Genomic DNA, 26950 nt, shown 5'->3' on the forward strand with positions numbered 1-26950 from the left:
AACAAAGGTTGGATTTGTCATTCATTTTAGCTTTATGTCTGGGATAAGTAGAAATCGTCTAGATGCCGACTTACTTGCCGTTAGGCATCGCCTCTTTAGTGGAATATTTATTCAGTGGAATGCCTTAACCCATTCAGAAAAAGTCGTTGGTACAATTATTGTCTTGATACCTTTTTGGTGGCTTTTAGGGTGGCGGCATTTGTTCATTTTGCTGGCAACTAGCCTTGCTATCTTTGAAGTTTATCATTATGGCAAGTTGAACTTAAAGCCTCCTAGCTTGCCTGTAGTTTCCGCATTAGGTTTTGGTATTTACGGAATCTTATCCATATACTTCTTTAGTGAGTACAACCATCAATCGATTAATCCTAACTCTATCTTATGGCCATTAGATGGTTGGATTGCTTTTGGGTTAGTACTTTGGTACATCCAAAGTAAGAAAATCCACATCCGTTTAGAAGTTGTTGCTTGGTCTTTTTCTCTTGTTGTATTATTGATGATTCTGTTTTGGGTCATTATCCACTTTGTTTGGCACGAAGCTGACTACATCCGACCTCGTTCTTTGTATGGCTTGATTACCAACAAAGGTGAAGAATACATTATTGGAGCGGGAAATAACAACTATTTGATGCCCTACTTGCCAAAAGATGAATCTTTGTTAGGAATGGTTCGTTACGTTTTTTTCTTTCCTGGACCAGAATCTCTGGGTTTGGCAGTCAGTTTTATCAGCATACTCAGTCTAGATCTCAAAAATCGTATTTGGTCTATCCTCCTGTTTTTAGGTGGCATCTTCGTGCTACTTTTAAGTGGAACTCGTGCCGTTTGGGTCGCATTACCGATTGTCTTATTTCTACGTTATTTGCTAACACTTGGGAAAGTTGCTGGAACCTGGTTTCTTTGTGGATTGATAGGAATAAGCAGCTTTGTAACATTATCACTACCACCAGTTACTAATTTAGTTTATAGTCATATTACACATACAGCAGAAGCTACGAGCAATTTTCGTGCAGATTCGACTGAAGTTCGTCACGAAATCTATCAAAGAACAACTGATGAAATCATTAAAAGTTCAGACATTAATCTTTTCTTTGGACATGTAGTTAATGGAGAGCTACTACTACCTGGATATGCAACTGCTACGATTGGTTCCCATAGTTTTATTTTAGGAACTTTATTGTACAGATCTGGGCTATTAGGTGCAGGAATTTTCTTGATTTATTGGGTATCTCTCATTATGTCGTTATTTAAGACAAGAACTGATAGACCTATATGTTGTTACATGGCATTCACCCTCTTCAGTATTACTTTCTGCACAATGGAGTTAGAGTTACCCGTAATGCCAATTACTTTAATATGTGTGATGCTACGTCAATCAACAACAAAATTACTTGCTGAAGGGAGGTACAAATAAACTTCTCATATATCTTTTTATGTTGAATCCATTGATTTTTTCTATAAAAAACTTATGTTAGATACACTAAAGAGTTTTAAAAATACCAAAAAATATAAGATACTCAATCAAGATTACAGTACTCGTAAATTGTTGCTATTACCAGGCGGCTTTAATCATTTGGGAGGATCACTTATCTCACTTTTGTTACTGGTCAAGGGGTTTGAGAAGTGCGGTGCATCTAATCAGATATGCGTTATCGTGTGGTCTGGTTCATTTACTGAGAAATGTTTGCGCAATGCTGGTCACGTATCTTGTATGCAACTCATTGAGGCTAAAAATCAGTCTCAGTTTATGAAACGTGCACTGCAATGGGTAAATCAACAACCAAAGGATTTTCCCTTGCTATTAGACAACTGGTCTGATTGGTATGTTATGCCCAGGTTAATAATAGCTGCACCCACAATCCGTATAAGTCGTCGTCCCGTCTATCACTTTTGTCATGATTCGGTAAAGTCCTATAACCTTCTAGGGGAATTTCTCAGAAGAATAGCTTTTGGCTGTTTGAAACCTAAAGCGATTTGTAATTCTCAATTTACCGCAAACCATATTCGTCGCTTAATGACTGATATCCAAGGGATTCTCTATCAACCAGTCGATTTTGACAAGTTTAATAACTATCCTTATCATGGCGCTCCTCCTAAAGATTTAGAACCGATTTTGAAATCAAAAGCACGTATTATCCTTACCCCTTCACGTTTAAATAAACCAGGAACTGTGAATGATAAAAACCTACGAGCTTTGATTCCAGTACTTGCCCATCTTAAGGCTATGGGTCATTTCTACCATGGAGTGGTCATAGGACCAGATGAATCTCCTGACAAAAGCTATTCTCGTGCATTGCTTGAAACTGCTCAAGCAATGGGTGTTGCTGATTGTTTCACTATTCTACAGCCTACTCTAAATATTGAAGCTTACTATAAGTATGCTTCAGTCGTTGTTACTCTCGCTCCACGAGAACCTTTTGGTCGCACTGTTGTAGAGGCGATCGCTAGCGGCGTACCAGTTATTGGTAGTAGTACTGGCGGTATTAACGAGATTTTACAGCAATTTGCACCACAGTGGACAGTAGATCCCAATAATCCAGCAGACGTAGCTTTAGCTATTGTCTCTGTTGCTAGTGATTCTCAGACACTTGATCTGCTTGACAAGGGTCAAGCTTGGGTCAAAACACATTGTGAGATTGCTAATTATGCCCAGAAAATGATGGTGTTAACGAAGTTAATACCAAGCTGTCAACAAACAACAGTAGATGTGGCATGATACCAAATCTGCTTTTTGTATTTTCATACCAGAGTTTCTTCGATGAATAAAGTTTTTTTTCTAATTGGCGCTATTCCACCCCAGACAGGAGGAGAAATTTACAACTATAAACTTTTCCAATATCTGGAATTATCTGGTTACGATGTAGATTGTTGTAGTTTACATAAAAGATTATCTGTTAGACTGGCAAAAATACCATTTATAGGAAATATATTGACAAACACTGTATTAGCTTGCCTGCTATATAGAGATACAGAAATTCTAGTAGAAGACCATTTTTTTACAAAAAACTTATTGTTTAATAACATCGTTCATCGCTTTATTAAAGGAAAGAAAATAATAATATTGTTACATTCTCTCTATGGTTACGATAGCGGGGATACTTTCTTAATCAGAAAATGGATAAACGGGATAAAACACAAGATAAGATTATCTTTAGCTGATACTATTATCACTAACAGCGAATATTCCAAACGCGAAATAGTTTCTCTAGGAATTGACACATCCATAGTTCATTTGTTACCTCCTGGTATAGATAGAAAAAAATTGAGAATCGTCACACCAACTGATGGTCAAAAAACTGATTGTATTTTGTGTGTAGCTAACTATCTAGTTGGCAAAGGATTAATCTATTTAATAGAAGCTTTTTCTCTAGTAAATCGAAAAAAATTTACACTGCATCTTGTTGGGAATCCTAGTAAAAGTTCTAGTTATTATAAACAAATGAATAAATATGTTCAAAAATCAAATTTAATAAAAGATGTATTTTTCCATAATGGAGCAGACAAAGAAAATATTTATAAACTATATTCAAGTGCAGATATATTTGTTTTGCCAACTCTTAAAGAAACTTTTGGAATTGTCTTGATAGAAGCAATGCACTATGGCTTACCGATTATTACAACCAACGTAGGAGCAATACCTGAATTGATTACAGATGGTGAAAATGGCTTTCTTGTTCCACCGGCAAATTCACAAAAGTTAGCTGAAGCAATCTCGAAACTAATCGAGAATCCTGAATTAAGAAAAGAAATGGGTGCAAAAGGTCGTCAGCGAGTATCTGACTCATATTACTGGGAGCAGACTTGCTCTAAATTCCTCTCAATTGTGCAAACCATAAACGGTTAAAAATATAACTCATAGCAAGTTTTTTATGATTCTCAAAATTATCGATTATTAATTCATTATGCAAAATATTTCACAATTCGATACCGCAATAAGAGAAGAAACTACCTCACCAGATATATTGGTCATTTCTCGTACCTTCTTACCCAAAGAGGGTGGTATTGAGGAATATGTTTATAATCGTTGTCTCCAAGAGCCAAGGCGGGTGATACTTTTAGCAGCAAGCCATCCAGGAGATAAAGTTTTTGATCAAACTCAACCTTTTCCTGTATATCGTTGGTTTCTTCCTAAGTATATAATATCTGGTTTTGTAGGTAGTATCCTTAAGCAGATATTTTGTCTAATTGGGTCATTTGTATTAGCAATTAAACTTTATTTTCGCTATCGCTATAGCTACATTGAATGGGGTCACGGTTATGACTTTCCTTCAATTTTGCTGTTAAGTTATTTCCTACCTATTCGCTTTTTTATATATCTACACGGTAATGATGTTTTGTGTCCATTGCGTAACCCATTGCTACGCTCTCTATTTGAATTAACACTACAACAAGCCGAAGGTATTGTTTGTAACAGTTCTTTTACACGAGATTTCCTCAGCAATCATTTTCAATTTAATACTCCTACCTATGTTATTAACCCCGTCGTTAGACCAGAAAAATTTGGTATTGTACCTAGCCAAGATAGTCTTGATGATTTACGTGTCAAGATACGCAAGTTATACCAGATTCCTGAAACATCAGTTGTCATTCTGTCTGTAGGACGACTTGTGAAACGTAAAGGTTTTGACAGAGCGATCGAGAATTTGAAGCTACTGCTAGCGAGTGGTTTCGATGTCCATTACATCATTTGTGGAAGAGGGGTAATGGAGTCTGAACTGAAATCTCTAGCTTGTCGCTTGCAAATCGAAGAACGAGTGCATTTTGCTGGGTATGTCCCTGATAAGCAATTGGCGGGATACTATGCAGCTTGTGACATATTTACCATGCTAACTTTCTTTGACAGCAAAAATTCCAGCATTGAGGGTTTTGGCATTGTTTACCTAGAAGCTGGCTACTTTGGTAAACCTGTAATCGCCTCACGTGTAGGGGGTGTAGTCGATGCAGTTCACCACGAAGAAAATGGCATATTGGTTGATCCGAATTCTGGTTCTGAAATTTTAGAGGCTTTTAAGCGGTTGTGCGAGGATAAAAATTTGCGAGAACAACTTGGTTGTAAAGGACGAGAATTAGCTATGCGTCAAACCTATCACCGATCACTTTATGGGTATGAAGCATATTAATAGTAAAAAAATAGCTGGAAGTAGCCTATGGCTGACTGTAAGCTTCGCCCTTACAAAAGTTTCCCAGCTGGTTGCACAAATTCTCCTTGCCCATCTTTTATCACCTAGAGACTTTGGTATTTGGGGAATGGTCTTAATCGTGACAACTCTATCAGCGTTGTTTAAGGATACAGCAATTGCTGGGGTGTTGGTTTACCGTGGCTTAGATGATAAGAAACTGGTTGATGCAGTCTACAGCCTGGGTGTGAACATTTCTATTATCATGTTTGCTATCCAGGCTTTGATTGGGTTTCCTCTTGCTTATTTGTTTGGCGAACCACAAGTGTTTCCGTTGACTATAATCTCTGGATTGGTTTTTTTGCTCGGTGCAGGTGCAGGTTCTCATGGTGCTGTGCTGCAGCGTCAGATGAAATTTAGGGAATTAGCAATTACTGATAGTGGTGCAGGGTTTGCGCGTTTTGCCGGTGCTATAGTTTGTGCAGAGTTGGGAGGTGGGGTTTGGTCTTTTGCTGTTGCTGAAATAGCAATGACAGTAGTTGATGCATTCCTCAAACGTTGCTTCAGTCGATACCGTTTCACATACCGCTTGATTCCTGATGCGTCTGCTGTGCGTGAGGTTCAGGGCTACATTAGTAGCTTGATAGGAATAAATTTAGCTGTATATGTGAACACTAACGGCGATAACTTTATTATTGGTAAATTGCTAGGGGCTGAAAAGTTGGGTTACTACAACTTGGCGTATCAGCTTGCTATGTTACCGACATTTGCTATTTCTCAAATTAATCGTATCAGCTTCTCGGTGTTATCTCAGCGAGATAATGAAGGTCAGAGAATCTACCTTCGCCGAATGCTCGAACTCTACGCATTACTCTATGCTCCCCTCTATGGCGTAGCTTTTGTCGTAGCTTCCTGGATTATTCCTTTGGTATATGGTGCTGAATGGACACCAGCAGTCAGCCTTTTTCAGATTGTACTAGTGTTCGCTTATGCACGGGGCTTTATGTCTATTCTTGGTACTGCTTTGAATGCAGTAAGCAAGCCAGATATTAATGCTGTTATTAACTGGGTTCTAGTACCAGTTTCTATCCCAGCTTATTTGATAGGAACTTGGCTTGGGGGAGCGACAGGAGTGGCGATCGCTGTAGCACTGGTTATGGGTATTGCGGCTACTGTCTGGTTTTGGTTAGCTATGTGCACTGTAGCTAAATGGAACATAACAGAGTTGAGCAAACCAGTCTTGTTACCTACGGCTACGATTTGTTTAGCAGTAACAACTGTCAGTTCTGTACCTTTACTTATTGGTCTCGCTCCAATACTGCGCGCAGTTTTGGTTGTCCTTATGTATGGAATCTCCTTATCTGTCTTTTCTGCAGGAAAAATTCCGCGAATGTTAATGAGTTTGATCAAGCATTCTTTCAATGTTGGCAATAGCAGCACTCATGATAGCTAAGAATAGCTTGTGTGCTGTTGAAAAAAGATTTCTGTAAACCAATATAAGGATTTTGAAGAATGCTTACTAAAAAACATGCAGATAGTTTTCGAAGATTTATAGGGTATAACCTGCGGGAAATTTACTCGAAATTACTATTTAATTTTATTTTATATAAAAGTAGACCATTAACAGTTAGTCATAAATCAGCAATAGTTTTCGCTCCCCATCAAGATGACGAAACTTTTGGCTGTGGTGGTACGATTGCTCTCAAATGTGCAAGCGGAATACCAGTTAAGGTTGTTTTTCTCACGGATGGTAAGCATAGCAAACCAGACTCGATTCAACCAGAAGAAATTGTTAATATTAGACAAAAAGAAGCTGTTAATGCTTTAAAAACTCTAGGGATGACACCATCAGAAATTCATTTTTTAGGTCACGCCGATGGAACTCTCAAGCATTTATCTAACGAACAACGTCAACAAATTATTAAACAGTTGGCTGAGCTACTAAAGTCCTTTAGACCCCAAGAGGTTTACGTTCCACATCACCACGACAAACACCCAGATCATGAAGCTACTTATAACTTGGTTCACGACGCGATCGCTTCATCTGATACAGAATTACAGATATTACAATATCCTATTTGGATGCTTTGGCAAAATCCTCTGTCTTTTCATCTAAATTTACAAGATATATCTAGTAGTTACAGAATATCTATCGCTTCTGTTCAAAACCAAAAAAAACAAGCTATTGCATCTTACCGTTCTCAAATTACTACCTTGCCACCCGGATTACTTAATCGTTTTTCTTCTCAGTTCGAGATTTTTATAAGGAGTTAGTTCTCCTTCAATCTCTTTTAGAACTACACAATTCTGATACCCCTTACATAAAGATAGAGCTTATTAATATGCTACAAAAAACGAAAAATATCATTCATAAAATTTCAGTCAGTCGGATTAAAGGGTTTGAATTGTATCGAAATTCTCCTGACAGAATTATCTTAGAAGATATAATCATTCCTTACTTTATCTCTAATAAGGATTTCCATAAAATACTCTTTGTAGGTTGCGATTGGTATACCAAACCATACAAAAAATTATTTAAAAATCAGGAGTATTGGACAATAGAAATTGATGAGAGTAAAAAGAAATATGGTTCTGCTAACCATATTGTCGATGGTCTACAAAACTTAAGCAGTTATATCAAAAGTGACTATTTTGATCTCATTATCTACAATGGTGTTTTTGGATACGGGATCAACTCTAAGGAAGATACTGAAAAATCCTTTGATCAGTGTTTCCGTGCTTTGCGCACACGAGGTGTTGTCGTATTCGGTTGGAATGATGTACCTCAGTATAAGCCTTTTCCTGTTACTGACGAATGTGAAAGCTTGAAAAAATTTGAGCCATACTTCTTTCCACCTTTATCTACCTCACAGTTTTTAACACCAAATACTGTACATAGGCACACGTATAATTTTTACATTAAGCCTAGTAGTCACAAATTCACCCCATCTTAATAATTTTGTTCAAAGTCCAATAGCAAGAGTGAAAAGTTTCATGTGTTGAAGTTAATAATGTCTCTTACAAAAATAGGGTATGTAATCTTTATTTTTCTCCACCGAAAGAAACAGAAACTACCGAAACGATTCCTTTAATGCTCACTCCCATAAATTAAGCGGATGTGGAGCTAAACCGTATAACACGAAAAGATAAAATCATTGTAGTGCGGGCCGGACAGCCCGCTTTTTATATACAAATTAAATGCGTAACAGCTTATCAAAAGCTCTAACTTTCGGATAGTTATATCTCAAGCGATTGACTATAAGATATTTACGTGATAATCCAATCTTTTCTTAACTGTCCTTGGATTTCAGTTAGGAAAACTTGAACAGGGTGTAGGGGGTAGGGTGTAGGGTGTAGGGGGCAATTGGACGCGGATTCAAACTCCAAATTGCTTGTTGACACCGTGTAGACGGTGGGGTCTTAAACCCCGTTGTACAAGAGTGTAGGGTGTACAATTCGAGAATGCGTCTTCCCTACACCCTACACCCCACACCCCACACCCAGGAGCAAAGCGACGATAAATCAGGAGAGCTAAATGTTAAAAGTTGTTCCGCTATTGATGAGCATTGTTGCCACTGCTGCGATCGCACAGCCATCAGTGGCGATGAATCCCGCAAATTTTTCTCCTAGTCCTGCAAGCGAGCAACTATCGAGTGATCTTCATGCGCAACTTATCTTGAACATCGGTAATTCTCGATCGCGCCGGGAACGCGATCGCCAACGTGCTCGCAGGCGTTATCAGCGTTATCGACGTCATCAACGTTTTGAGCGACAGGAACGTCGCGATCGCCTGCGCCAACGCCAACGTTACGACCGTCGATATCGTTGAGTACTCAGACAACAACACACTCGAAAACTTACCTGTCCTACATCCTGTTATTTTTGAGTCCGACTCTTTCTTCTGACTTTAGAAAGATGCTTTTCCACCAAAAATCCAGTTATGTTTTGGTAGTTATATATACTTAGCGATGTTACTTCGTTCAAAAGAACGATAGATTCGCTTATTGATTTTTTAACACCAAGTACAAAATGATACACATAAGGCAGATTCTGTGGAGCCGCCTATCACGTCTGCTTTTACAACCTAAACGCCTTGCTATTTTTGAAGCTTGCCTCATTGGTTTGGTTTCTGGGTTAGCAGCTGTTTTTTTGGGGCAAAGTGTGGGGTGGCTGGGTGGATGGCGACAACATATATCCCATGTATTACCAGCTTATGTTGTTTTACCAACGATTGGACTGGTTGGAGGATTTCTCTCTGGCTGGTTGGTAGAACATATTGCACCTTCTGCTGCGGGCAGCGGGATGTCAGAGGTAAAGGCCGTTTTGGCACGAGTACCTATGCCTTTGAATCTGCGAATTGCCTTGGTGAAACTGGTCAGTGCAACCCTGGTTTTGGCTTCCGGAATGCCTTTGGGGCGAGAAGGACCAACGGTGCAAATCGGAGCGTCTTTAGCTAATCAGCTGAGTCATTGGTTTCGTACCTCACCTGATCACCGTCGTCAGTTAATTGCAGCTGGAGCGGGGGCTGGACTTGCGGCGGCTTTTGATGCACCTATTGCAGGGGTGCTATTTGTGGTAGAAGAACTTCTGCAGGATGTCTCTGGCATCACGTTGGGAACAGCAATTTTGGCTTCTTTCATCGCTGCTGTTGTTGCACGCATTTGTGGCACTCACAGTTTGGATTTGAATCTGCACTTTGTCATTCCCAACACTAGCTTTTTTGCTGAAGAAATTCCCTTTTATGTGCTAATGGGAATTTTGGCAGGATTCGGAGGGGTGTTGTTTAATCGCGGGATTCTTGCTGGACTTAGGCTGAACCGTCGCTTTTTAAGAATTAGCTTACCTTGGCGAGTAGGGCTTGCTGGATTGGTAACTGGGTTAGCACTTGTTATTCTGCCTCCAGTATTTCGGGACAATGCGGGATTAAGGGAGCTTTTGCTGGCAGGTGGGGCAAATTGGCAATTGGTGGCGATCGCCTTTTGCATTCAGTTCTTACTCATCCTCATCACCCACTCTTCTGGTGCACCTGGCGGGTTACTTGTTCCTACTCTGGGGTTGGGAGCAGCCCTAGGTTATCTGATTGGTGCCTGGGAATATCATTGGTTGGGTTTGAGCCTCGCAACAACCTACGCCAGGGTGGGAATGGGAGCATTTTTCAGTGGTGTTGCTAGGGTACCAATTACGGCGGTCATTATCGTCTTTGAAATGACCAACGATTTCAATCTGGTGTTACCGTTGATGATCGTCTCTGTAATAGCGTACTTGGTAGCAGAAGCTTTCGAAGCTGGGTCACTTTATGATAAATTGCTGGAATTCAAGGGTATTCATTTATCCCACGAAACTACACGTTCTGGACCTTGGATGGAACTAACAGCATCAGATGTGATGCAGTCTCGTGTAGAAACCCTCGCCAATAATATGAGTTTGGATGAGGCGTTGCACGCATTTTCTGAGTCTTCTCACCGTGCCTTTCCAGTCTTAAAAGATGGGAAGCTTGTAGGTATTCTCACCCAAAAAGATATTGCAACTCTTTCTCAAAGGGGTTTGAGTGGGAAGCACACCGTAGAAGATGCAATGACGCCAGAACCTGTGACTGCTCGTCCCAAAGATACTCTTGCTTATGTACTACACTTGCTTAATCGCTACAGTCTCCGGACTTTACCAGTGGTTGAGGGTCGCCGGTTAGTAGGCATAATCACCCGTAGTGATATTATTCGGGTAGAAGCTGCTTATTTAAATGGTCAAGATAATTTAACAGGTCCTAAAGCAGAACCATCAAGGGTGATTTACTCTACTCGCTCGCCGGAAACTGGACAAGGACGTTTGCTAGTGCTGTTACGTAACCCAAAAACAGCAGCAACGCTATTGGAGATAGCTGTAGCAATTGCGCGCGATCGCCATTACGAAATTGAATGTCTACACGTAATTGTTGTACCCCGTCACCAGTCACTTGCTCAAACCCACGTTAGTACAAGCTCAGCTCAAAACCTCCTACGTCAGGCGATACGCTTAGGACAAGCATGGGATGTTCCCGTACACACTCAAATTCGAGTCGCTCACGACTTATCAGAAGCAATTCTGCAAACTATTAAAGACCGCTATATTAACTTAGTTCTCACCGGATGGAAGGGAAGTACAACTACACGAGGACGAGTTTTTAGTCGTGTTTTAGATACTCTCATCCGACAAGCCGCCTGCGAAGTGGTACTGGTGAAGCTTAAAGAGAACAGTAACTTTGAACGCTGGCTCGTGCCTATAGCAGGTGGTCCTAATGCCCAGCAAGCAATACGGCTACTTCCTGCATTGACCTCACTAAGTAAAACACCAGAGGTTAATTTGTGCCAGGTATTCAATTCAAATCAAGTTCAACCAGATACAACTACACTAGAAAAAGCTGCTAATTTCCTCAAAAAACGCTTGCACGGCTTAGTGAAAATTACTCCAGTCCACGCCATTTCAGTTTCGGAAGCTATTTTAGAATGTGCCAGACAAAACCATAGTGATGTAATTATTTTGGGAGCTTCTCGTGAGGGAATGTTGCACCAGGTGATCCACGACAATATTCCAGCCACTATTTCGCGTAACAACCAACAGACAGTAATTTTGGTACGACAGCCTCAAGCATCAACAAAATAAGTAGTGGAACAAAATTAGATTCATATCTAACTTGATTGGAAGTAAACTTTGAGTGGTTATTTATTACCGTAACTCCTTCACAGCAACACTTTGATGTGCTTAATTTGTATTTTTTTTTCAATAAACATCCCCAAGCTATTAAACTGCTTGGGGAACACTTTAAGAATTATTGATTCGGAAATTATTTATTGCTCATTCTTTTTAGGTTGATTGGCAAAGTAAGCCCAAGTACCAATAGTAGAAGCCAGAATCCAACCTAAGATTAGAACCGCTATAACTGTCGTCATTGATGTTGACATGATTGAACCTCCTGTGAGTATAAATCCTCATTAATTTGGTTTCATTCACAAGTTAACAAACGTGTTTAAGTCCCGCAACATTTCTTATAGAAAATCTATAATTTTTACATTACTTAACATTTGACTTAGAAAAGTAGATTACCTAATGAGTTATTGGGGATCAGCCTATGCTTTTCGGTCGTTAGGTCACAATGATTATATGAAGAATGTTAGAAGCGGCGCTGACTATGAGAAGTGAACTATCAAGCTGAAATATTATGAATATTAACGTTTCCTCTAAAGAATTTACGATAAGTAAGAATGAAACCTAGATGAGTGACGACATACTATACAGTTAAATAGTTACGAAAACTATACAGTTAAATAATTATGAGAATATTGGGATTATTTGCCATCAACTAAGGACTTATGACGCAGCCACGGTACACTATTTTGATTGTTGATGACAGTCCTCTGGACTGTGATCTGTATCGGCAGTATTTGTTGCAAGATACAAAATACCAATACACTATTGTGGTTGCACAACTGGGGCAAGTAGGTTTAGAACTATGGCAGCGTCACCAACCAGATCTTGTATTGCTGGATTACCGACTGCTAGACTTAAATGGAGTGGAATTTCTCACCGAACTGCAAACTCTGACCCACAAGTCATTTTTGCCCGTCATTAAGGTACAGTTTTTTACAACGAGTTCAGCCAACCTGTGCGGATGATGGGTGTAGATTTAGATATCACTGAACACAAACGCTCAGAAGCAGAACTGCAAGAGAATGCAGCTTGGTTAAAGTTAGCACAAAAAGCCACAAAATCAGCATTGTGGGATTACGACATCACCCAAGATAAAGCAAAGGCATCTGAAGAATTCTGTACCCTTTTAGGTCTTGACCCTAGTACCAAAGAAATCAGCTATGAAGAGTGGTTGAGTGTATTACATCCTGATGATCGTATCAGAACCAGTGAGTAAGCTGATGCGCAGCTAAATTGTATAAAGCGAAAATGTAAAACTATTGTAGTGCGGGCATCTTGCCCGCGTCTTATATAAAAACTAAATGCGTAACAGCTTATCTTGCCCAGATGCTCCGCGAGCAACGGCAATATTATGAGACAGAGTTTCGCATTGTGCATCCTGATGGTGAGCGCTGGTTGGCTTGTAGAGCTCACGTTTTCTACGATGAAGCTGGCAACCCTATACGCAAGATTGGCAATACGCAGGACATTAGCGATGTCTACGACTTGCTTCGCTTACGCAAACAGTTAGAGAAAGAAAAAGAACTCAACGAATTGAAATCTCGTTTTATTGCCATGATTTCCCACGAGTTTCGTACACCATTAAGTACTATTATTTCTTCCTCAGAGTTATTAGAACATTACCGTCACAAATGGTCATCAGAAAAACAAATCACTCACTTGCATCGCATTCAAATTGCTGTCAAGCGTATGACTCAAATATTAGATGATATATTAGTGCTTGGCAAGGAGGCAGTCGCGAAACTAGATTTTAGCCCAGTACCTTTAGATTTGGTTGAGTACTGCCTGACTCTAGTGGAACAATTACAACCAAATGTCGAAAATGAACGTAAGATTGCTTTTAGTAGTCAGCACGAATCTATGCAATGCTTGATGGACGAAAAATTGTTAGGGCATATTCTTAGTAATTTACTGTCGAACGCAATTAAGTATTCTCAAAATTGTAGCACGATTCAATTTACTTTTAAGACTCAGTCAGGAAAGGCAAGATTTGAAATTCAAGATCAGGGTATTGGTATTCCTCCAGAAGACTTAGCTCATCTATTTGAATCTTTTTATCGTGGCACGAATGTTGGAAATATTCCAGGGACGGGATTGGGATTGGCAATTGTGAAAAAGTGTGTGGATATCTATCACGGTGAGATTACGGTGACAAGTGAACTTGGAGTTGGGACAACATTTTGTGTCACTTTACCATTCACACCAATCCAATAAATAAAATTTACTGAAGAATGAGAAAACCAGGAGCAATGGTTTGCGTTAGCATAGAGAAAGGAAATTGATCAAAACCCCTAAATGTAAATGAAAGTCCTAGGGTTAGCTCTATCTGCGCTGTTCATGCTAGCGACACCCAGCATAGCGGTTGAGTATCAAGGGAAAAATATAGATGGCAAAAAATTGCCAGCTAAAGCTTACTATTCCGTAACTGGTGGTGTCTACAACGTTGAAGTAAGCTTTCGGAAAAATCGCGCAACAATTTACTTTGAAGGTGGAGCCCAAACAACTATACGATTGAGCCGTAAAGTTATAACTGACCCCAATGATATTGAGGGCTTTGGGAAACTAGGACAGTTTCCTGTAAATAAAATATTCAGTGTTGGGTGGAACTATGACGATAATTTAGGAGGTAGTAATCAAGTACTACCAGGTTTACATCCACTTGAAGGCTTCTGGAGAATTAGCCTAGCACCGCTTCGCGAAAGTCAAGCATTCAAAAGTCAAAAGTGATATAAATCAAGGCTTTTGGCTGTTTGAAATGGTTGGTTTATTTACGCCGTGCCGTACTAGTAGAAGAAGGGAAAGACCAAATAACTTTGTCTAATCTACCACAAGAACAACAAAAACCATTCTTACACCGTTTTTTCAAGTTAGTAGCGCTCAACATCCTTTCTAACTTGATGATTCCTATAGCAGGACTAATGGATACTGCGTTTTTAGGACATTTAGCTGAGGTGCATCATTTAGCAGGTGTGACGTTAGCAATGGTCGTGTTCAATTATATCTATTGGACATTTGGTTTTCTACGCATGGGTACAACTGGGATGACAGCGCAAGCCTTGGGGCGTGGAGATCATGAATCTGTAGTGCTAATTGGATTAAGGCACGTAGCCATAGGACTAGCATTAGGATTAGCAATCCTTTTACTACAAAGACCAATACAATTATTAGGTTTTGCAGTATTAAGTGCAACACCGGAAGTAAAAGCCTCTGGACAAGCCTTTTACCAAGCTTTGATTTGGGGTGCGCCAGCAACGCTGATCAACTTTGTCTTAGTGGGATGGTTTCTAGGACGAGAACAAAGTCTAGTGGTGCTATTGCTTTCAGCAGTTAGCAGTGGAGCAAACGTACTTTTAGATTACCTGTTCATTGTTCAATGGAGATGGGAAAGCACAGGTGCAGGATGTGCTACAGCAGTGAGCCAGTATATTATGTTGCTAGTAGGAATAGTGTTGTTTTGCCGAGAAATCGAGTTACAGCAGGTACGATCTGTTGCTCATAAGTTGTTGGATTCCTCTGCTTTAAAAGCGGCTTTCTCGCTTAACGGCGAAATTCTGATTCGCACCTTGGCTTTAGTCTCTACATTCGCTATATTCACCAACCTCAGTTCTGTCTTTGGAACTGGGATTTTAACCACCAATGCAATACTCATGCAGGTTGTATCATTCGGTGCATATTTTATTGATGGTTTGGCGTTTGCTACGGAAAGTTTGGCTGGGATTTTTCGCGGTAAAGGAACATCAGGGGAACTGATGCGGTTATTACGTATTGGTGGAGTAACTAGCTTGTTATTTGGAGTGATATTTCCAACTGCTTTTATTTTAATTCCACAACCACTGTTTAAATTATTTACTAACCATACTGAAATTATTGCTCAGCTATCTAGCTACGTACCTTGGTTACTACCTGTTTTAGGAGTCGGAGCAATTGCCTTTATGCTAGACGGCTATTTCCTAGGTTTGACTGAAGGCTACATACTTCGTCAAGCAATGCTCGTATCAGCTTTTATAGGGTTTACGCCAATGGCGATCGCAGCTTGGTACTTCCACAACAATCATCTACTATGGCTATCGTTGAGTCTCTTTATGGTAGCCAGAACAGTAACTTTGGGATCACAGGTCGCTAATACTCTTAACAATTAGCACCGCTAGGCTCTGCTCTGTATCTCGAAGTATCATAAAACTGTGGTAAGAGATAGTACTTAGGCGAAATAGTAGTTACTCACACAAAATTTATATTTACTTTACAATACTTTATATTAACAAGCATTCATTGTACTGCGGTTATTTGCTGGGTATTCACCCTCAAGTAATAACCCGACTTCCACTATCGATAGTTGGCTATGGTTACTATCGCTACTATAGTGGCAAAGGAAACGTTTAAGCAACTAAGCCCCAGCATTAACTAACTGGGGCATTCCCTATCTTAACTAGGCTGCAACTCTGGCACGTTGATGTGGGAGTCCGAAGCAACTTGATAAATAAAATTGAGACTAGCCCAATTATTTACATCTAACATATAAGAGTCAGTAGTAGTAACGTTCGCATCAGCAACAGCACTGGCGTTGTGCAAATCTTGCAAAACAGCTTGTGCGACTTCTAGGGGGTTTATTAAAGGCTGAATACGTTGTTGGTTTGCTGAGGGTTGTTTAGAGGCTTCTAATACAGCCAGGGTTTGAGTAAACGGAGCTGTGCTAATTATAAGTTGGGTTTCACTCAACGATGCTGGTCCTTGCACCACCCATTCAAAACTAGTAGTAGTTTGTGGAACAGTGCGTATTTCACCTGGAGTAATGACAACATCTTTAAACATGGGTTTGGTTTGGGAACTATCAGCTGCAGTACTTTTGTACCAGGGGTAGAGCGCGATCGCAGTTCTACTGCTGTTCAATCCCAATAACATTAAATGTACTAGGCGATCGCTCATATTTTCCACTCGGTACTGTATTCGACTACCAATAGGTACAGAAGGAATATGAGAAGCCGAACCAAGAGATGATCTTTTTAACTCTCCTTGTTTAGTCAACAGAGTTTCACGCTGCATCAAAATTTTAGGTGACACACCATCGATAATTTCTAGAACTGCATTAATCTCCAAGCGAGAAGATCCTTGATTCTCCGTTAGTCGCCATAACTTCGCTGCGAGGGGAGCTTCAAGTTTTGGCACTAAACGTTGTACTGCTACTTTTACAGCTTCTCCTGGTGTTCCATCTGTATTGGGAATTAGCTCACCTCCCAAAGAAAATAAACCATAGGGACTGGGAGACACTACTGTTGATGAATTTGCCAAGTCTTTAATATCAAGTTCTGGTACTTTACCGAACACATAATCGGCAGCTTGTTCCCCAACCACAACTGATGATAGACGGGAGACGGTTGCAAAAGCACTTGTAGCATCTACCCGCTCGATTCTATCAAGTTTAGCATCCAGAGCAATCATTAAATTAATATTTCGAGGTAAGACTCGTATCGATTCTTGAACAAGTTGTCCTACTTGTATAGAACTTGTCTCATTAGGACGATAAAGTTGGGCTTTTGCCGTTAACCCAGTACGCGATCGCAATACAAGTTGTACAGGTGTCCCTAATTGTGAAACGACATTTAATCGGCAATTTGCTCCGTAATATTGCAGCACTTGTAGAGGTAGTCCACCCAACCACAATTGGAACGTTTTGCCCTCGTCCTCAATAGCAATTACTACTCCCTGTCCTCCAATGCTAGAATTGGGGATCAGAAGATCAGCCAGTTGTGCTTGGGAAGGTAGGTTTTTATGATCAGCCAATAAAGCTGGCTGTTGTCTGCTGATTCCTAGTTGTCTTAAAGAACTTACCACATCAGATAGACTGATTTGAATTGTTGTTGCTGGGGTAGCTTCCCATAAAGATTGGGTTAAGGCGTATGTAAATAACCCCGCACTCACACCAGAAACATGTACTTCACCAGCCAATTGCATAGGATCAGAGGTAGCCGTTAGAACCCCTAGATTGCGCCGAATTTTCAATAAATCCTTAATAGCAAGCTTATCTTGGAGTTTTTGTTTAAATTCCAATTCTGTTGTTGTCAGGGTAGCCTGTGGCAATATCTGACGAGCGCGACTTCGCAATCCTGTTGATGAAGTTTGTGTAGGAGCATAAAAGCTTGTATCTAGTACTCCTATTACGCGCTCCGTAGAGAGCGATCGTAACATCAGTTCCAGGGTTTCTTCCAACAAATAATTAGCAATTGTATTTTCTTGTGTATCTGCCTCGCCATTAACAGGAACCAAAGCATTTTCTAGCGTATCTTCCAATTGTTGACCCAATTGAACACGACTACCATAACCGCTAAAGTGGAAAACAACCACATCTTCTGGTCTAGCAGCTGCAACTAAATGCTCCAAAAAAGCATTTTCAATCGACTCCCTAGTAGCTTTTTCGTCAGTCAAACAAATAATATCTTCTGGTTGAAAACCAAAACGGTGAACCAAAAGCTCCCTTTGGAGTTCTACATCCGTCAGACAACCACTTAGTTCCGATTTTTTAGGGTACTTATTAATACCTACCAATAACGCCAACTTACGTGTACTGGGTTCTGCCAAGGCTTGGTAATAGCGATTTCCCAAGGTTAACCACTCAGCCTCAGTTACACCCAATACCGTGAGTATGGATCTACACCATTGCAAAAATGTCCGCCGCTTCATAATTAGCTATCAGCCCTTAGTCCATCAGCTCTCAGCTTAAAGGGTTACAAAAAATCTCGCTAAAGTAAAGGGGATTGGGTACTGGGGATTGGGGATTGGGGATTGGGGACTTTGTTTAACGCTCTCCCTGCTCCCCCTGCTCCCTGCTAAGAGCTCCCTGCTCCCTCTGCCCTACAACGGTAATTGCATTGCCCGTGCCAACTCTGCTGCAACTTCTGGACGAGAAAATTCAGGTGGGGGTAGTTCGCCTCGGCGCAACATTTCGCGTACCTTAGTGCCTGATAAGTGGATACGCTCTTCTGATGTGCTAGGACTGGTTTTGCTTGTTGCCATTTGCTTAGTGCGCGTGCAGTAGAAGGCATGTTCAAACATCATCGGCACAATACCCAATTCTTCGGGAGCAAACTCGCTAAAGATGTGCTGAGCATCGTAAGTGCCGTAATAATTACCTACTCCAGCGTGATCCCGCCCAACGATAAAATGAGTACAACCGTAGTTCTTACGGATCAGGGCGTGGAAAATTGCTTCCCGAGGACCAGCATACCGCATTGCCGACGGATTAATCGCCAAAATTACCCTATCTTTGGGATAGTACTTATCCAGTAGAATTTCATAGCAGCGCATCCGGACGTCGGCGGGAATATCATCCTCTTTGGTTGCTCCTACTAAGGGGTGTAAAAATAAACCATCTACAATTTCTAAGGCGCACTTTTGAATATATTCGTGAGCACGATGGATAGGGTTACGAGTTTGGAAACCCACGATGGTTTTCCAGCCTCTAGCGTGAAACAATTGTCGAGATTCAACGGGATCAATTTGATATTTCGGAAACTCAGGGTGAGGGTGGCGATCTAATAGCCAGACCCCCCCGGCTAGATATACTGCTCCCTGGTTGTATACCACTTGCACACCGGGGTGCTTAGCATCATTTGTTCGATAGACATTAATTGCTTCATGGATCTTGTCATAGTGATATTTTTGAGTAAGTTCCAAAACCCCAATAAAATCACCGGCAGGATTATCTAAGCGAACGAGGCTGTCTATCTCAAGCGAACCCGCTACTTCCTCTGAAACTGAAAGTGTAATGGGAATAGCCCAAGGAAGCCCATTTGCCAAACGCATGTCTGTGACTACGCTCTCGTAGTCTTTTTGGTTCATAAAACCAGTGATTGGACTAAAACCACCAATGGCAATCATTTCCAAATCAGAAATTGCCCGTTCATCAAGTTGAATTCGTGGTAGAAAGTCGGCTTTGGAGAGAAATGTTTGTTTTTGCTCTGGTGTAGCGATGCGATTCACCAACTGTCCACCATGGGGAGCTATGCCATCTAGATGGTAACTCAAGATAGTTCCTTCTCTATGTTAACTGCATTTTTTGTATGTATTTAACTTACCAAAATCGAGCCACCACAGATAAGGCATTAAACATTTAATTTCCCCTTTTGCCAGCAAACCTTAAGAATACTCTTTAATACGCGGTAGCAAACCCAATAGCGTTAGAACAGAAACAACTACAGCAACAACAGGAGTAGTTATTTCAAACCCGTTCACATTGCTGAAACCGCGAGCAACAGCTTTATCAAAAGCTTGCTGGTTGGTATCGGAAGTTTTTTGAAGAGCTGTTTTAAATTCAACAAACGCCCCATTAGACTGCGCTTGCTCATAACCTATACAAAGCGCGATCGCCTGCTGATGTTTACCGCTCTGTTCTAGCTGACGGATCTGTTTGTCAATGGTGAGATACCTGCCCAACGTTGCGAGAGTACTCAGTGCCATTTCTCTTTCACCAGTAGAGGTGATAGTGTTCAATTCATCAGCTAATAAACCTTGGAACCCATCAACCTTCTTTCCCTGAGCCAATAGATCTGTCACTGTCTCAAATGTTTGACTACCTGGAATTTTAGCAATTTTAGCTACTTTATCCAAAAAAGCTTGCTCATGTTTTGCGGCAAATGCTGGATCTAAAAGATACCGACTTTCGTCAGCTTTAAGACCGTATGCTAAAGCACGAACTCGCCGTAGTGCGTGCAATGACACAAAAGAATTTTCTTTTGCAGTCTTTAAATTATAGGATGAGGAAATGAATGAGTAAATTGTGTAGCCTACAAATATGACCGTAATCCCTGTTGCAGTCACCAACATAGGATTAAACACACGGCGCATTCGGTGGTTAAGAAACAGTTGAATTACCACCAATACACCAAGCAACAGCAACCCAGAAATCACAACTAAAAACAAGGCCTTTGTTGTTGTATCCTTCTGATGGTCATAGGTAATATTCAATTCTTGTGAGTTTGCCTCAGCCAATGCATCAGCTGCTGGCAAGAGTGTATTATCCATGATTTGGGCGGCTTCTCGATAAGCGCTCAAAACCCCCTGAGTTTCACCCCGTGCATTAAAGTCTCTCGCCTGCTGGAGCTTTGCTATGTAGTCACCTACTGCTAGTTGTAAAGTTTGGATAGGCTTGAGTTCTGCATCACCGTAGGTAATGTTCTGAGCAGCAGCAATGAGCCTCTGGGCAAATGCTTTGCGACGTTCCTCATAATCGTTGATAGCACGTTGATTTTCTTTTGACTTCACTAGCAATTCATTAACAGCAGCAGCATCCATGCCTGCTAAGGTATCCTTGATCCGTTCAGCCAGGAGAATACTTGGTGCTGTGTCTTTGCCAAGTGTCTTAATAGCGTAGCGCTGCTTTTGCACACCAAGAATAGTAGCGATCGCTAGCACCAAACTAACAGCCCAAGTCACATATAAACCAGTCTTCAAAAGCTGAGGCGTTGTCAGCCTTTTTTTTATCGGTAGGGTTAAAGATTGTACTTTGGCAGAAATGATTTTTGTCTGAGTCATTGTTTAACCCCTGACTTCTCTGATCTTGATCTTCGTCCAATGTCCAAGCGTGAATTCATCACCGTCTTTAATTGGTACATCCACCATTGCAGAAAGTTCAACGCCGTTTAATTTAGTACCGTTTGTAGAACCGATGTCACGTAGAACAAAAGTCCCGTCTGCCAGGCGATTTAGCAGTGCATGACGGTGAGAGACAGCACTATCGAAATCAAGGGGAATTTCTGGATAAATACCTCTAATTTCACTACTTCGACCAATTAGATTACTTTCCTTGCCTAGCCTTATAGTGAGAGGTGGTTGTGATGGTGGTTCTGGACTGTCTGGGCTTCGCTGTGATGGATCAATCGTAGCAACAATTTCGACTACAGATTTTGTAACTGATTTAGTAGATGCTTCTTCTGCTCTTTCAACTGATAACTTATCGGTTACTAGATCCATTTCTAGTGGCGGCACTTCACCGTGCTTTCCAGTGGCGAAGTTGTAACCACACATTTCGCAAAAGTCGCCTTTTTTTGGTTCATGTGGTGCTGTACAATCAGGGCAAACAATAGTATTGCCATTAGTCTTAGCCACTTCAGGAATAAGCCCATTCTCATTTAATGTTTCTTCCGGAATTCCCTGGATTTTAACACCACATTTAGAGCAATAATCTGGTTCAGTTGAGGTATGACCTTTTAGGCATTTATATATCGACATAGGTAATGAGAGGGAGCAGCCCCTTTGGGGAAGTCAAAAGTCAAAAGTCAAAAGTCAAAAGTCCGGAAGCAGGGGGAGCAGGGGGAGCAGGGGGAGCAGGGGGAGAGAAAAACTTATAAGTCGATATGCTTGTAAATCCCAATGCCCCATGCCCAATGCCCCATGCCCAATGCCCCATGCCCAATCACTTTGAAATGCGAGTTGTCTTAGTTGAACGCGTCTCTAATGCCATTGCATCTTCTTTGGCAATATCTCGCTTTAGCCGTACTGTACCAGTGGCGGCGTCTTCGATATCAACCACTTTCTTCAGTAACTTAGCCGTTGCTTCGTTACCAGATTTATGAGCAAGTTGAACTGCTTTACCTAGCTTGGCAGTAGCGATTTCTATATTGCCGAGATCGCGTGCTTCTAACCCTTCCTGAATTGATTGAGCAAGTTCTGCTTGCCCGGTATAATGGGCGACTGTTCTATCGATTTTAGTAGATTTAGCATCATCATCAGTCCAAATTGTGAGAATACGAGCTTCACCAACTTTTGTTTCTATACCGTTTTCTTTATAAATCAGACTTGCTCTACCTGCCAACATTTCATCACCTACGTTACCAGGTTGCACCTGGATGCAAAAGTGGTAGTCGCGGGATTCGTTTTGAGCCCAAGCACCAGTCGGATAATCACTGATTTGTATTGTAACAAGTTTGACACGCTTTGTCAGGTCTACAATATCAGGGCTTACCTGCTTACAAAACAGCACCTTCGCACTCTGCGGAGTCCACAGGCGTAAGGAAACATCACTGACATTTTTGCTTATAGCCTTTTCTAAAATCTTTTGGAAATCAGCCTCAATCATTGCAGGATTGGGGATAATGTCAGTTGTACCCAGTAATTTATTGGAAATTTCTTGTAGCTGCTTGACTTGCCAGTCAGTTCCTACACCCCGACAATCGCACTCGAAAACTCCTTCACAAGCTTGTAAAACGTCCCTCAATTGGTTTTCGTCAGACTCGTTATTTTGTCCGTCGGTAAGTAGCAATGCTTGACGCAAAGCATTTGGTGTTGTTTTAAACTGCTTAAGGGCTTCAAAGAGCCACCGAGAAATTACTGTAGCTCCGTTGGGATGAATTTTTTTGATGGCGGCGATCGCAATCTCTTTATTTTCAGGAGTCGCTTTCGATACTGGAAATATAACTGTCGCTTTACTAGAGCCAGTAATAATAAAGAAAGATATATCCTCAGGCAACAAATGCACAATTTTAATCATTGCTTCTTTTGCTGCATGAATCTTCTCACCGCCCATTGAGCCAGAGATATCACATATTACCCCAAACATTTTCTCAGTTGTCGGATTAGCTGCCACTCCATCGCCTTCAACAAGAGTGACTGTCATAATTGCATGGACTTCTTGTGTACCCTGGGGTAAGTACTTATTTTGGAAAACTTCGGCTTTAAATTGGGTAGTCATTAAAATTACTTTAGCAAGATAGTGTATTTATAAGCACAAGATGGCGACACTGATGTTATCCTGACCACCAGAGCCTACAGCAAATTCCACTAAACTCCGCGCCACTGTTACAGCATCTACATCCGACTTGACAAGGGCATCAATTTGTGCAATATCAGTAGTATAATTCCAGAATCCATCAGTACACAGCAGTAGATACCCAGAATTAGGAATATCAAAGTTCACGATGGACGCTTCTGAGTTGACAGCGTCTTCTCCTAACCAACGAGTAATTGCATGAGCATGAGGTGATTTTCTCGCTTCAGCTTCGGTCATTTCACCCGTGGTAATAACATCGTTGAGCCACGAATCGTCTTTAGTAAGTTGGCGGGATTGGTTCGGTGAAATCCAGTAAGCCCTGCTGTCGCCTAACCAACCAATGGTAACGCTACGATCTACAACCACAGATGCAACAATCGTAGTGGATGGCGGATCCCCATTGGTTCCTTTAGTGTAAGGAATAGCACATACTGATGCCATTGCTGCAGAAATCGCCGATTGCATCACCTCTTCTAAAGAAGTAAAGTTTTGCGTCTCAATAGCAGCACTCACCGCCCTACAAGCACTTGTAGCAGCAGCTTTTGCTGCTAATTCAGGTAACTCAGAACTTGATACTCCATCACAAACGACCAAAACGTAAGCATTTTTGCTGTCGATTTGGGCACAAGCCACATAGTCTTCATTACGATGATGTCTTAGCCCTCGATCTGTAATTCCCGCTAGATTGGGCGATAACACCGTCTCAACTCTATCTTTAGGGGGATTATCTCGACGACGAAAACCACAGTTAGCACAAAAACCATCAGCATCAATTTCCTCTAATCCTGCACCACATTTTTCACATCCCGGCTTTGATAGTGATGTACCGCATTCTTCACAAAAGCGATCGCCTTCTTGGATCGCACCCCCACATTTTGAACATTCCATAATTATTCAGAAGTGATGTAACCCGAAAACAAATGACTTAGCATTCACTTCTTTATAACAAGGCGGAATAGGGAGTAGGGAGTAGTTCTGTTGTTAGGAGTTACCTCGTCAGCTGAGTTAGCCCAGCATTCCCCTCTAAAAAACATCGAATGTACAATAGTAAACTTTACCGTTACCTTTCACCAGAGGACCTGTTTGTGTAGCCTTTTGACACTAGACGTTTTTTTTACCTTATAAATCAAGTGCATCAATGCTAGAATCCTGATTTAGGAAGTTAGGATACCTCAATGCCAGTTGCAGCTAAGGAAATCAAATTTGGTACCGATGGCTGGCGTGGTGTGATTGGCGATGATTTCACCTTTGAACGTTTAGCTTTAGTCGCACCAGTAGCCGCAAAAGTATTATTTCAGACTTATGGCGAAAAAGTAGATAGCCGTACGATCATTGTCGGTTATGATCGACGGTTTATGGCAGAAGACTTTGCCCGTAAAGTTACTGAGGTTGTCTCAGCAGTCGGGTTTAATGTGTTACTGAGCGAAACCTATGCGCCAACCCCTGCTTTTAGTTGGGCGGCAAAACAACAAAATGCTTTGGGTGCATTAGTCATTACTGCAAGTCATAATCCTGGTAAATATTTAGGATTAAAAGTGAAAAGTGCTTTTGGCGGTTCTGTACCACCAGAAGTTACAAAAGAGATAGAATCACTTTTATCTACTGAAATACCTTTAGCATCAACTCCAGGCAAAATTGAGAATTTCAATCCTTGGCACAGCTATTGTCAAGCACTAGAAGGTAAAGTCAATATTGCTGAAATTCGCAATGCCATATCTTCTGGCAAGCTAACAGTATTTGCCGACGTTATGCATGGTGCGGCGGCTGGTGGATTGGCAATGTTACTTGGTAATGAGGTTAAAGAAATTAACAGCAATCGCGATCCCCTATTTGGTGGCGGCGCTCCGGAACCTTTGCCCAAATACCTTTCAAGGTTATTTGAGGTGATGCGAACTTACCGAGAAGCAAACCCCACGTCTTTATCTGTAGGATTGGTTTTTGATGGCGATAGCGATCGCATAGCAGCTGTAGATGGTGCAGGTAACTTTCTCAGTTCCCAAGTCCTAATCCCAATATTAATCGACCACTTAACCCTGCGACGCGGCTTTACTGGCGAATTAGTAAAAACTGTAAGTGGTTCTGATTTAATGCCTCGTGTAGCAGCACTCCATAATTTGCCAGTTTTTGAAACACCTGTTGGTTATAAGTACATTGCTGATAGAATGTTAGTCACTCAAGTATTACTGGGTGGAGAAGAGTCGGGAGGCATTGGTTATGGCAGCCATATTCCTGAACGAGACGCACTTCTTTCGGCATTATATGTACTAGAAGCAATTGTTGAATCAGGACTAGATTTAGGTGACTACTATCGCCACCTACAACAGCAAACAGGTTTTACTTCCGCGTACGATCGCATTGATTTACCCTTAGCAAGTATGGAAGTGCGATCGCGCCTATTACAACAACTGCAAACCCAACCTCTAACAGAAATTGCTGGACAACCCGTAATTGATTGCCAAACAATAGACGGATACAAGTTCCGCCTAGCCGATAATAGCTGGTTAATGATTCGCTTTAGCGGAACTGAGCCAGTTTTACGCCTATACTGCGAAGCACCCACACTTGAGCAGGTACACCATACCTTAGCATGGGCAAAACATTGGGCAGGATAGAATGAACAGTGAACAGTTATCAGTGAACAGCTATCAAATGGGCTGTACTGATAACTGATAACTGATAACTGATTTATGACATTACTTGTAGTAGCCACAGGAAACCCAGGTAAGTTGAAGGAAATGCAGGCTTACCTAGCAGACTCAGGTTGGGAATTAACTCTCAAACCTGAAGAATTGGAAATCGAAGAAACAGGCGACACCTTTGCTGCTAATGCTTGTCTAAAAGCATCCCAAGTTGCTCTAGCCACAGGAAATTGGGCAATTGCTGATGATTCTGGGTTACAAGTCGATGCATTAAATGGAGCACCAGGAGTCTATTCTGCGCGCTATGGAAAAACTGACTCTGAGCGTATTAGTAGGCTATTAAATGAACTGGGAGATGAAGAGAATCGCGGTGCACAATTTACTTGCGTAGTCGCGATCGCTCGTCCGGATGGTGCGATCTCTTTACAATCAGAAGGCATTTGTCGCGGAGAAATTCTCAAATCCCCTCGTGGGCAAGGAGGTTTCGGCTATGATCCAATTTTTTACGTCCCAGACAAGCAATTAACTTTCGCTGAGATGACATCAGAATCCAAGCGTTCAATTAGCCACCGAGGTAGAGCTTTTGCATCTCTACTCAAGCAGGGCATGGGGCATTGGGCATAGGGCATAGGGCATAGGGCATTGGGCATTGGGTATTGGGCATTGGGCATTGGGCATTGGGTATTAAGTATTAAGGACTGAGTATCTACTAAATTGAGAGTATCATTTCTTCTCCTATGCCCCATGCCCCATGCCCCGTG

Annotated in this window: 22 protein-coding genes; 16 read left to right on the top strand and 6 right to left on the bottom strand. The window is 41.3% G+C overall.

Annotation, left to right across the window (positions count from 1 at the left end; translation table 11 throughout):
- The first annotated feature begins 34 nt into the window (after positions 1–34).
- From G4P69_RS06050 to gntT, 14 genes are all read left to right on the top strand, one after another.
- Positions 35–1408, top strand: a complete 1374-nt coding sequence (locus tag G4P69_RS06050) for an O-antigen ligase family protein (protein ID WP_208341247.1) — start codon at positions 35–37, stop codon at positions 1406–1408.
- A 54-nt stretch (positions 1409–1462) separates the two neighbouring features.
- Complete coding sequence (locus tag G4P69_RS06055) at positions 1463–2710, top strand: glycosyltransferase family 4 protein (RefSeq protein ID WP_208341248.1); 1248 nt, start codon at positions 1463–1465, stop codon at positions 2708–2710.
- A 42-nt stretch (positions 2711–2752) separates the two neighbouring features.
- Positions 2753–3838, top strand: coding sequence for a glycosyltransferase family 4 protein (locus tag G4P69_RS06060; protein WP_208341249.1), 1086 nt, complete (start codon positions 2753–2755; stop codon positions 3836–3838).
- A gap of 58 nt (positions 3839–3896) precedes the next feature.
- Positions 3897–5114, top strand: coding sequence for a glycosyltransferase family 4 protein (locus tag G4P69_RS06065; RefSeq protein ID WP_208341250.1), 1218 nt, complete (start codon positions 3897–3899; stop codon positions 5112–5114).
- Positions 5101–6564 (top strand): oligosaccharide flippase family protein, encoded by a 1464-nt coding sequence (locus tag G4P69_RS06070; protein ID WP_208341251.1) that lies wholly within the window; start codon positions 5101–5103, stop codon positions 6562–6564. The genes G4P69_RS06065 and G4P69_RS06070 overlap by 14 nt, the downstream gene beginning before the upstream one ends.
- Positions 6565–6623: 59 nt before the next feature.
- Complete coding sequence (locus G4P69_RS06075) at positions 6624–7385, top strand: PIG-L deacetylase family protein (protein ID WP_208341252.1); 762 nt, start codon at positions 6624–6626, stop codon at positions 7383–7385.
- A 68-nt stretch (positions 7386–7453) separates the two neighbouring features.
- Positions 7454–8065: a polyamine aminopropyltransferase gene (locus G4P69_RS06080; protein WP_208341253.1), complete on the top strand. Its 612-nt coding sequence runs from the start codon at positions 7454–7456 to the stop codon at positions 8063–8065.
- Between the two features lie 581 nt (positions 8066–8646).
- Positions 8647–8940: a hypothetical protein gene (locus tag G4P69_RS06085; RefSeq protein ID WP_208341254.1), complete on the top strand. Its 294-nt coding sequence runs from the start codon at positions 8647–8649 to the stop codon at positions 8938–8940.
- A gap of 200 nt (positions 8941–9140) precedes the next feature.
- Positions 9141–11747, top strand: coding sequence for a chloride channel protein (locus tag G4P69_RS06090; protein WP_208341255.1), 2607 nt, complete (start codon positions 9141–9143; stop codon positions 11745–11747).
- Positions 11748–12454: 707 nt separating this feature from the next.
- Positions 12455–12757 (top strand): response regulator, encoded by a 303-nt coding sequence (locus G4P69_RS06095; protein WP_208341256.1) that lies wholly within the window; start codon positions 12455–12457, stop codon positions 12755–12757.
- Complete coding sequence (locus G4P69_RS06100; protein WP_208341257.1) at positions 12754–13008, top strand: hypothetical protein; 255 nt, start codon at positions 12754–12756, stop codon at positions 13006–13008. Before G4P69_RS06095 ends, G4P69_RS06100 begins: the two co-directional genes overlap by 4 nt.
- 110 nt (positions 13009–13118) lie before the next feature.
- Positions 13119–14006: a PAS domain-containing sensor histidine kinase gene (locus G4P69_RS06105; RefSeq protein WP_208341258.1), complete on the top strand. Its 888-nt coding sequence runs from the start codon at positions 13119–13121 to the stop codon at positions 14004–14006.
- A gap of 87 nt (positions 14007–14093) precedes the next feature.
- Positions 14094–14519: a hypothetical protein gene (locus tag G4P69_RS06110; RefSeq protein ID WP_208341259.1), complete on the top strand. Its 426-nt coding sequence runs from the start codon at positions 14094–14096 to the stop codon at positions 14517–14519.
- A 23-nt stretch (positions 14520–14542) separates the two neighbouring features.
- Positions 14543–15931, top strand: a complete 1389-nt coding sequence (gene gntT, locus G4P69_RS06115; RefSeq protein ID WP_243902330.1) for a guanitoxin biosynthesis MATE family efflux transporter GntT — start codon at positions 14543–14545, stop codon at positions 15929–15931.
- A gap of 283 nt (positions 15932–16214) precedes the next feature.
- On the opposite strand, the gene G4P69_RS06120 is transcribed toward gntT, so the two are convergent.
- From G4P69_RS06120 to G4P69_RS06145, 6 genes are all read right to left on the bottom strand, one after another.
- Positions 16215–18467, bottom strand: a complete 2253-nt coding sequence (locus G4P69_RS06120; protein ID WP_208341260.1) for a caspase family protein — start codon at positions 18465–18467, stop codon at positions 16215–16217.
- Between the two features lie 171 nt (positions 18468–18638).
- On the bottom strand, positions 18639–19811 hold the full coding sequence (sat, locus tag G4P69_RS06125; protein ID WP_208341261.1) for a sulfate adenylyltransferase: 1173 nt from the start codon (positions 19809–19811) through the stop codon (positions 18639–18641).
- Between the two features lie 111 nt (positions 19812–19922).
- A complete protein-coding gene (locus G4P69_RS06130) occupies positions 19923–21317 on the bottom strand; it encodes a hypothetical protein (RefSeq protein WP_243902331.1) in 1395 nt (464 codons plus the stop codon).
- A gap of 3 nt (positions 21318–21320) precedes the next feature.
- Positions 21321–22013, bottom strand: a complete 693-nt coding sequence (locus G4P69_RS06135; RefSeq protein ID WP_208341262.1) for an FHA domain-containing protein — start codon at positions 22011–22013, stop codon at positions 21321–21323.
- Between the two features lie 184 nt (positions 22014–22197).
- Complete coding sequence (locus tag G4P69_RS06140; RefSeq protein ID WP_208341263.1) at positions 22198–23472, bottom strand: vWA domain-containing protein; 1275 nt, start codon at positions 23470–23472, stop codon at positions 22198–22200.
- A gap of 27 nt (positions 23473–23499) precedes the next feature.
- Positions 23500–24438, bottom strand: coding sequence for a PP2C family serine/threonine-protein phosphatase (locus tag G4P69_RS06145; protein ID WP_243902332.1), 939 nt, complete (start codon positions 24436–24438; stop codon positions 23500–23502).
- Between the two features lie 287 nt (positions 24439–24725).
- On the opposite strand from G4P69_RS06145, the gene G4P69_RS06150 reads away from it, so the two are divergent.
- Together G4P69_RS06150 and rdgB are read left to right on the top strand one after the other, a co-directional pair.
- Positions 24726–26162 (top strand): phosphoglucomutase/phosphomannomutase family protein, encoded by a 1437-nt coding sequence (locus G4P69_RS06150; RefSeq protein WP_208341264.1) that lies wholly within the window; start codon positions 24726–24728, stop codon positions 26160–26162.
- 75 nt (positions 26163–26237) lie between these two features.
- Entirely contained in the window at positions 26238–26813 is a 576-nt protein-coding gene (gene rdgB, locus G4P69_RS06155) for an RdgB/HAM1 family non-canonical purine NTP pyrophosphatase (RefSeq protein ID WP_243902333.1), read from the top strand.
- The last annotated feature ends 137 nt before the right edge of the window (positions 26814–26950 follow it).

The sequence above is a fragment of the Aetokthonos hydrillicola CCALA 1050 genome (genome assembly GCF_017591665.1).
GTDB classification, from domain to species: Bacteria; Cyanobacteriota; Cyanobacteriia; order Cyanobacteriales; family Nostocaceae; genus Aetokthonos; species Aetokthonos hydrillicola.

Bases quoted from the DNA above. Each gene is read 5' to 3' on its own strand.
- G4P69_RS06090 (WP_208341255.1), top strand. From the start codon at position 9,141: ATGATACACATAAGGCAGATTCTGTGGAGCCGCCTATCACGTCTGCTT.
- G4P69_RS06130 (WP_243902331.1), bottom strand. From the start codon at position 21,317: ATGACTCAGACAAAAATCATTTCTGCCAAAGTACAATCTTTAACCCTA.
- G4P69_RS06070 (WP_208341251.1), top strand. From the start codon at position 5,101: ATGAAGCATATTAATAGTAAAAAAATAGCTGGAAGTAGCCTATGGCTG.
- G4P69_RS06140 (WP_208341263.1), bottom strand. From the start codon at position 23,472: ATGACTACCCAATTTAAAGCCGAAGTTTTCCAAAATAAGTACTTACCC.
- G4P69_RS06080 (WP_208341253.1), top strand. From the start codon at position 7,454: ATGCTACAAAAAACGAAAAATATCATTCATAAAATTTCAGTCAGTCGG.
- G4P69_RS06060 (WP_208341249.1), top strand. From the start codon at position 2,753: ATGAATAAAGTTTTTTTTCTAATTGGCGCTATTCCACCCCAGACAGGA.
- G4P69_RS06055 (WP_208341248.1), top strand. From the start codon at position 1,463: ATGTTAGATACACTAAAGAGTTTTAAAAATACCAAAAAATATAAGATA.
- G4P69_RS06050 (WP_208341247.1), top strand. From the start codon at position 35: ATGTCTGGGATAAGTAGAAATCGTCTAGATGCCGACTTACTTGCCGTT.
- G4P69_RS06110 (WP_208341259.1), top strand. From the start codon at position 14,094: ATGAAAGTCCTAGGGTTAGCTCTATCTGCGCTGTTCATGCTAGCGACA.
- G4P69_RS06100 (WP_208341257.1), top strand. From the start codon at position 12,754: ATGATGGGTGTAGATTTAGATATCACTGAACACAAACGCTCAGAAGCA.
- G4P69_RS06135 (WP_208341262.1), bottom strand. From the start codon at position 22,013: ATGTCGATATATAAATGCCTAAAAGGTCATACCTCAACTGAACCAGAT.
- rdgB (WP_243902333.1), top strand. From the start codon at position 26,238: ATGACATTACTTGTAGTAGCCACAGGAAACCCAGGTAAGTTGAAGGAA.
- G4P69_RS06085 (WP_208341254.1), top strand. From the start codon at position 8,647: ATGTTAAAAGTTGTTCCGCTATTGATGAGCATTGTTGCCACTGCTGCG.
- G4P69_RS06095 (WP_208341256.1), top strand. From the start codon at position 12,455: ATGACGCAGCCACGGTACACTATTTTGATTGTTGATGACAGTCCTCTG.
- G4P69_RS06120 (WP_208341260.1), bottom strand. From the start codon at position 18,467: ATGAAGCGGCGGACATTTTTGCAATGGTGTAGATCCATACTCACGGTA.
- G4P69_RS06075 (WP_208341252.1), top strand. From the start codon at position 6,624: ATGCTTACTAAAAAACATGCAGATAGTTTTCGAAGATTTATAGGGTAT.
- G4P69_RS06105 (WP_208341258.1), top strand. From the start codon at position 13,119: ATGCTCCGCGAGCAACGGCAATATTATGAGACAGAGTTTCGCATTGTG.
- G4P69_RS06145 (WP_243902332.1), bottom strand. From the start codon at position 24,438: ATGGAATGTTCAAAATGTGGGGGTGCGATCCAAGAAGGCGATCGCTTT.
- G4P69_RS06065 (WP_208341250.1), top strand. From the start codon at position 3,897: ATGCAAAATATTTCACAATTCGATACCGCAATAAGAGAAGAAACTACC.
- G4P69_RS06150 (WP_208341264.1), top strand. From the start codon at position 24,726: ATGCCAGTTGCAGCTAAGGAAATCAAATTTGGTACCGATGGCTGGCGT.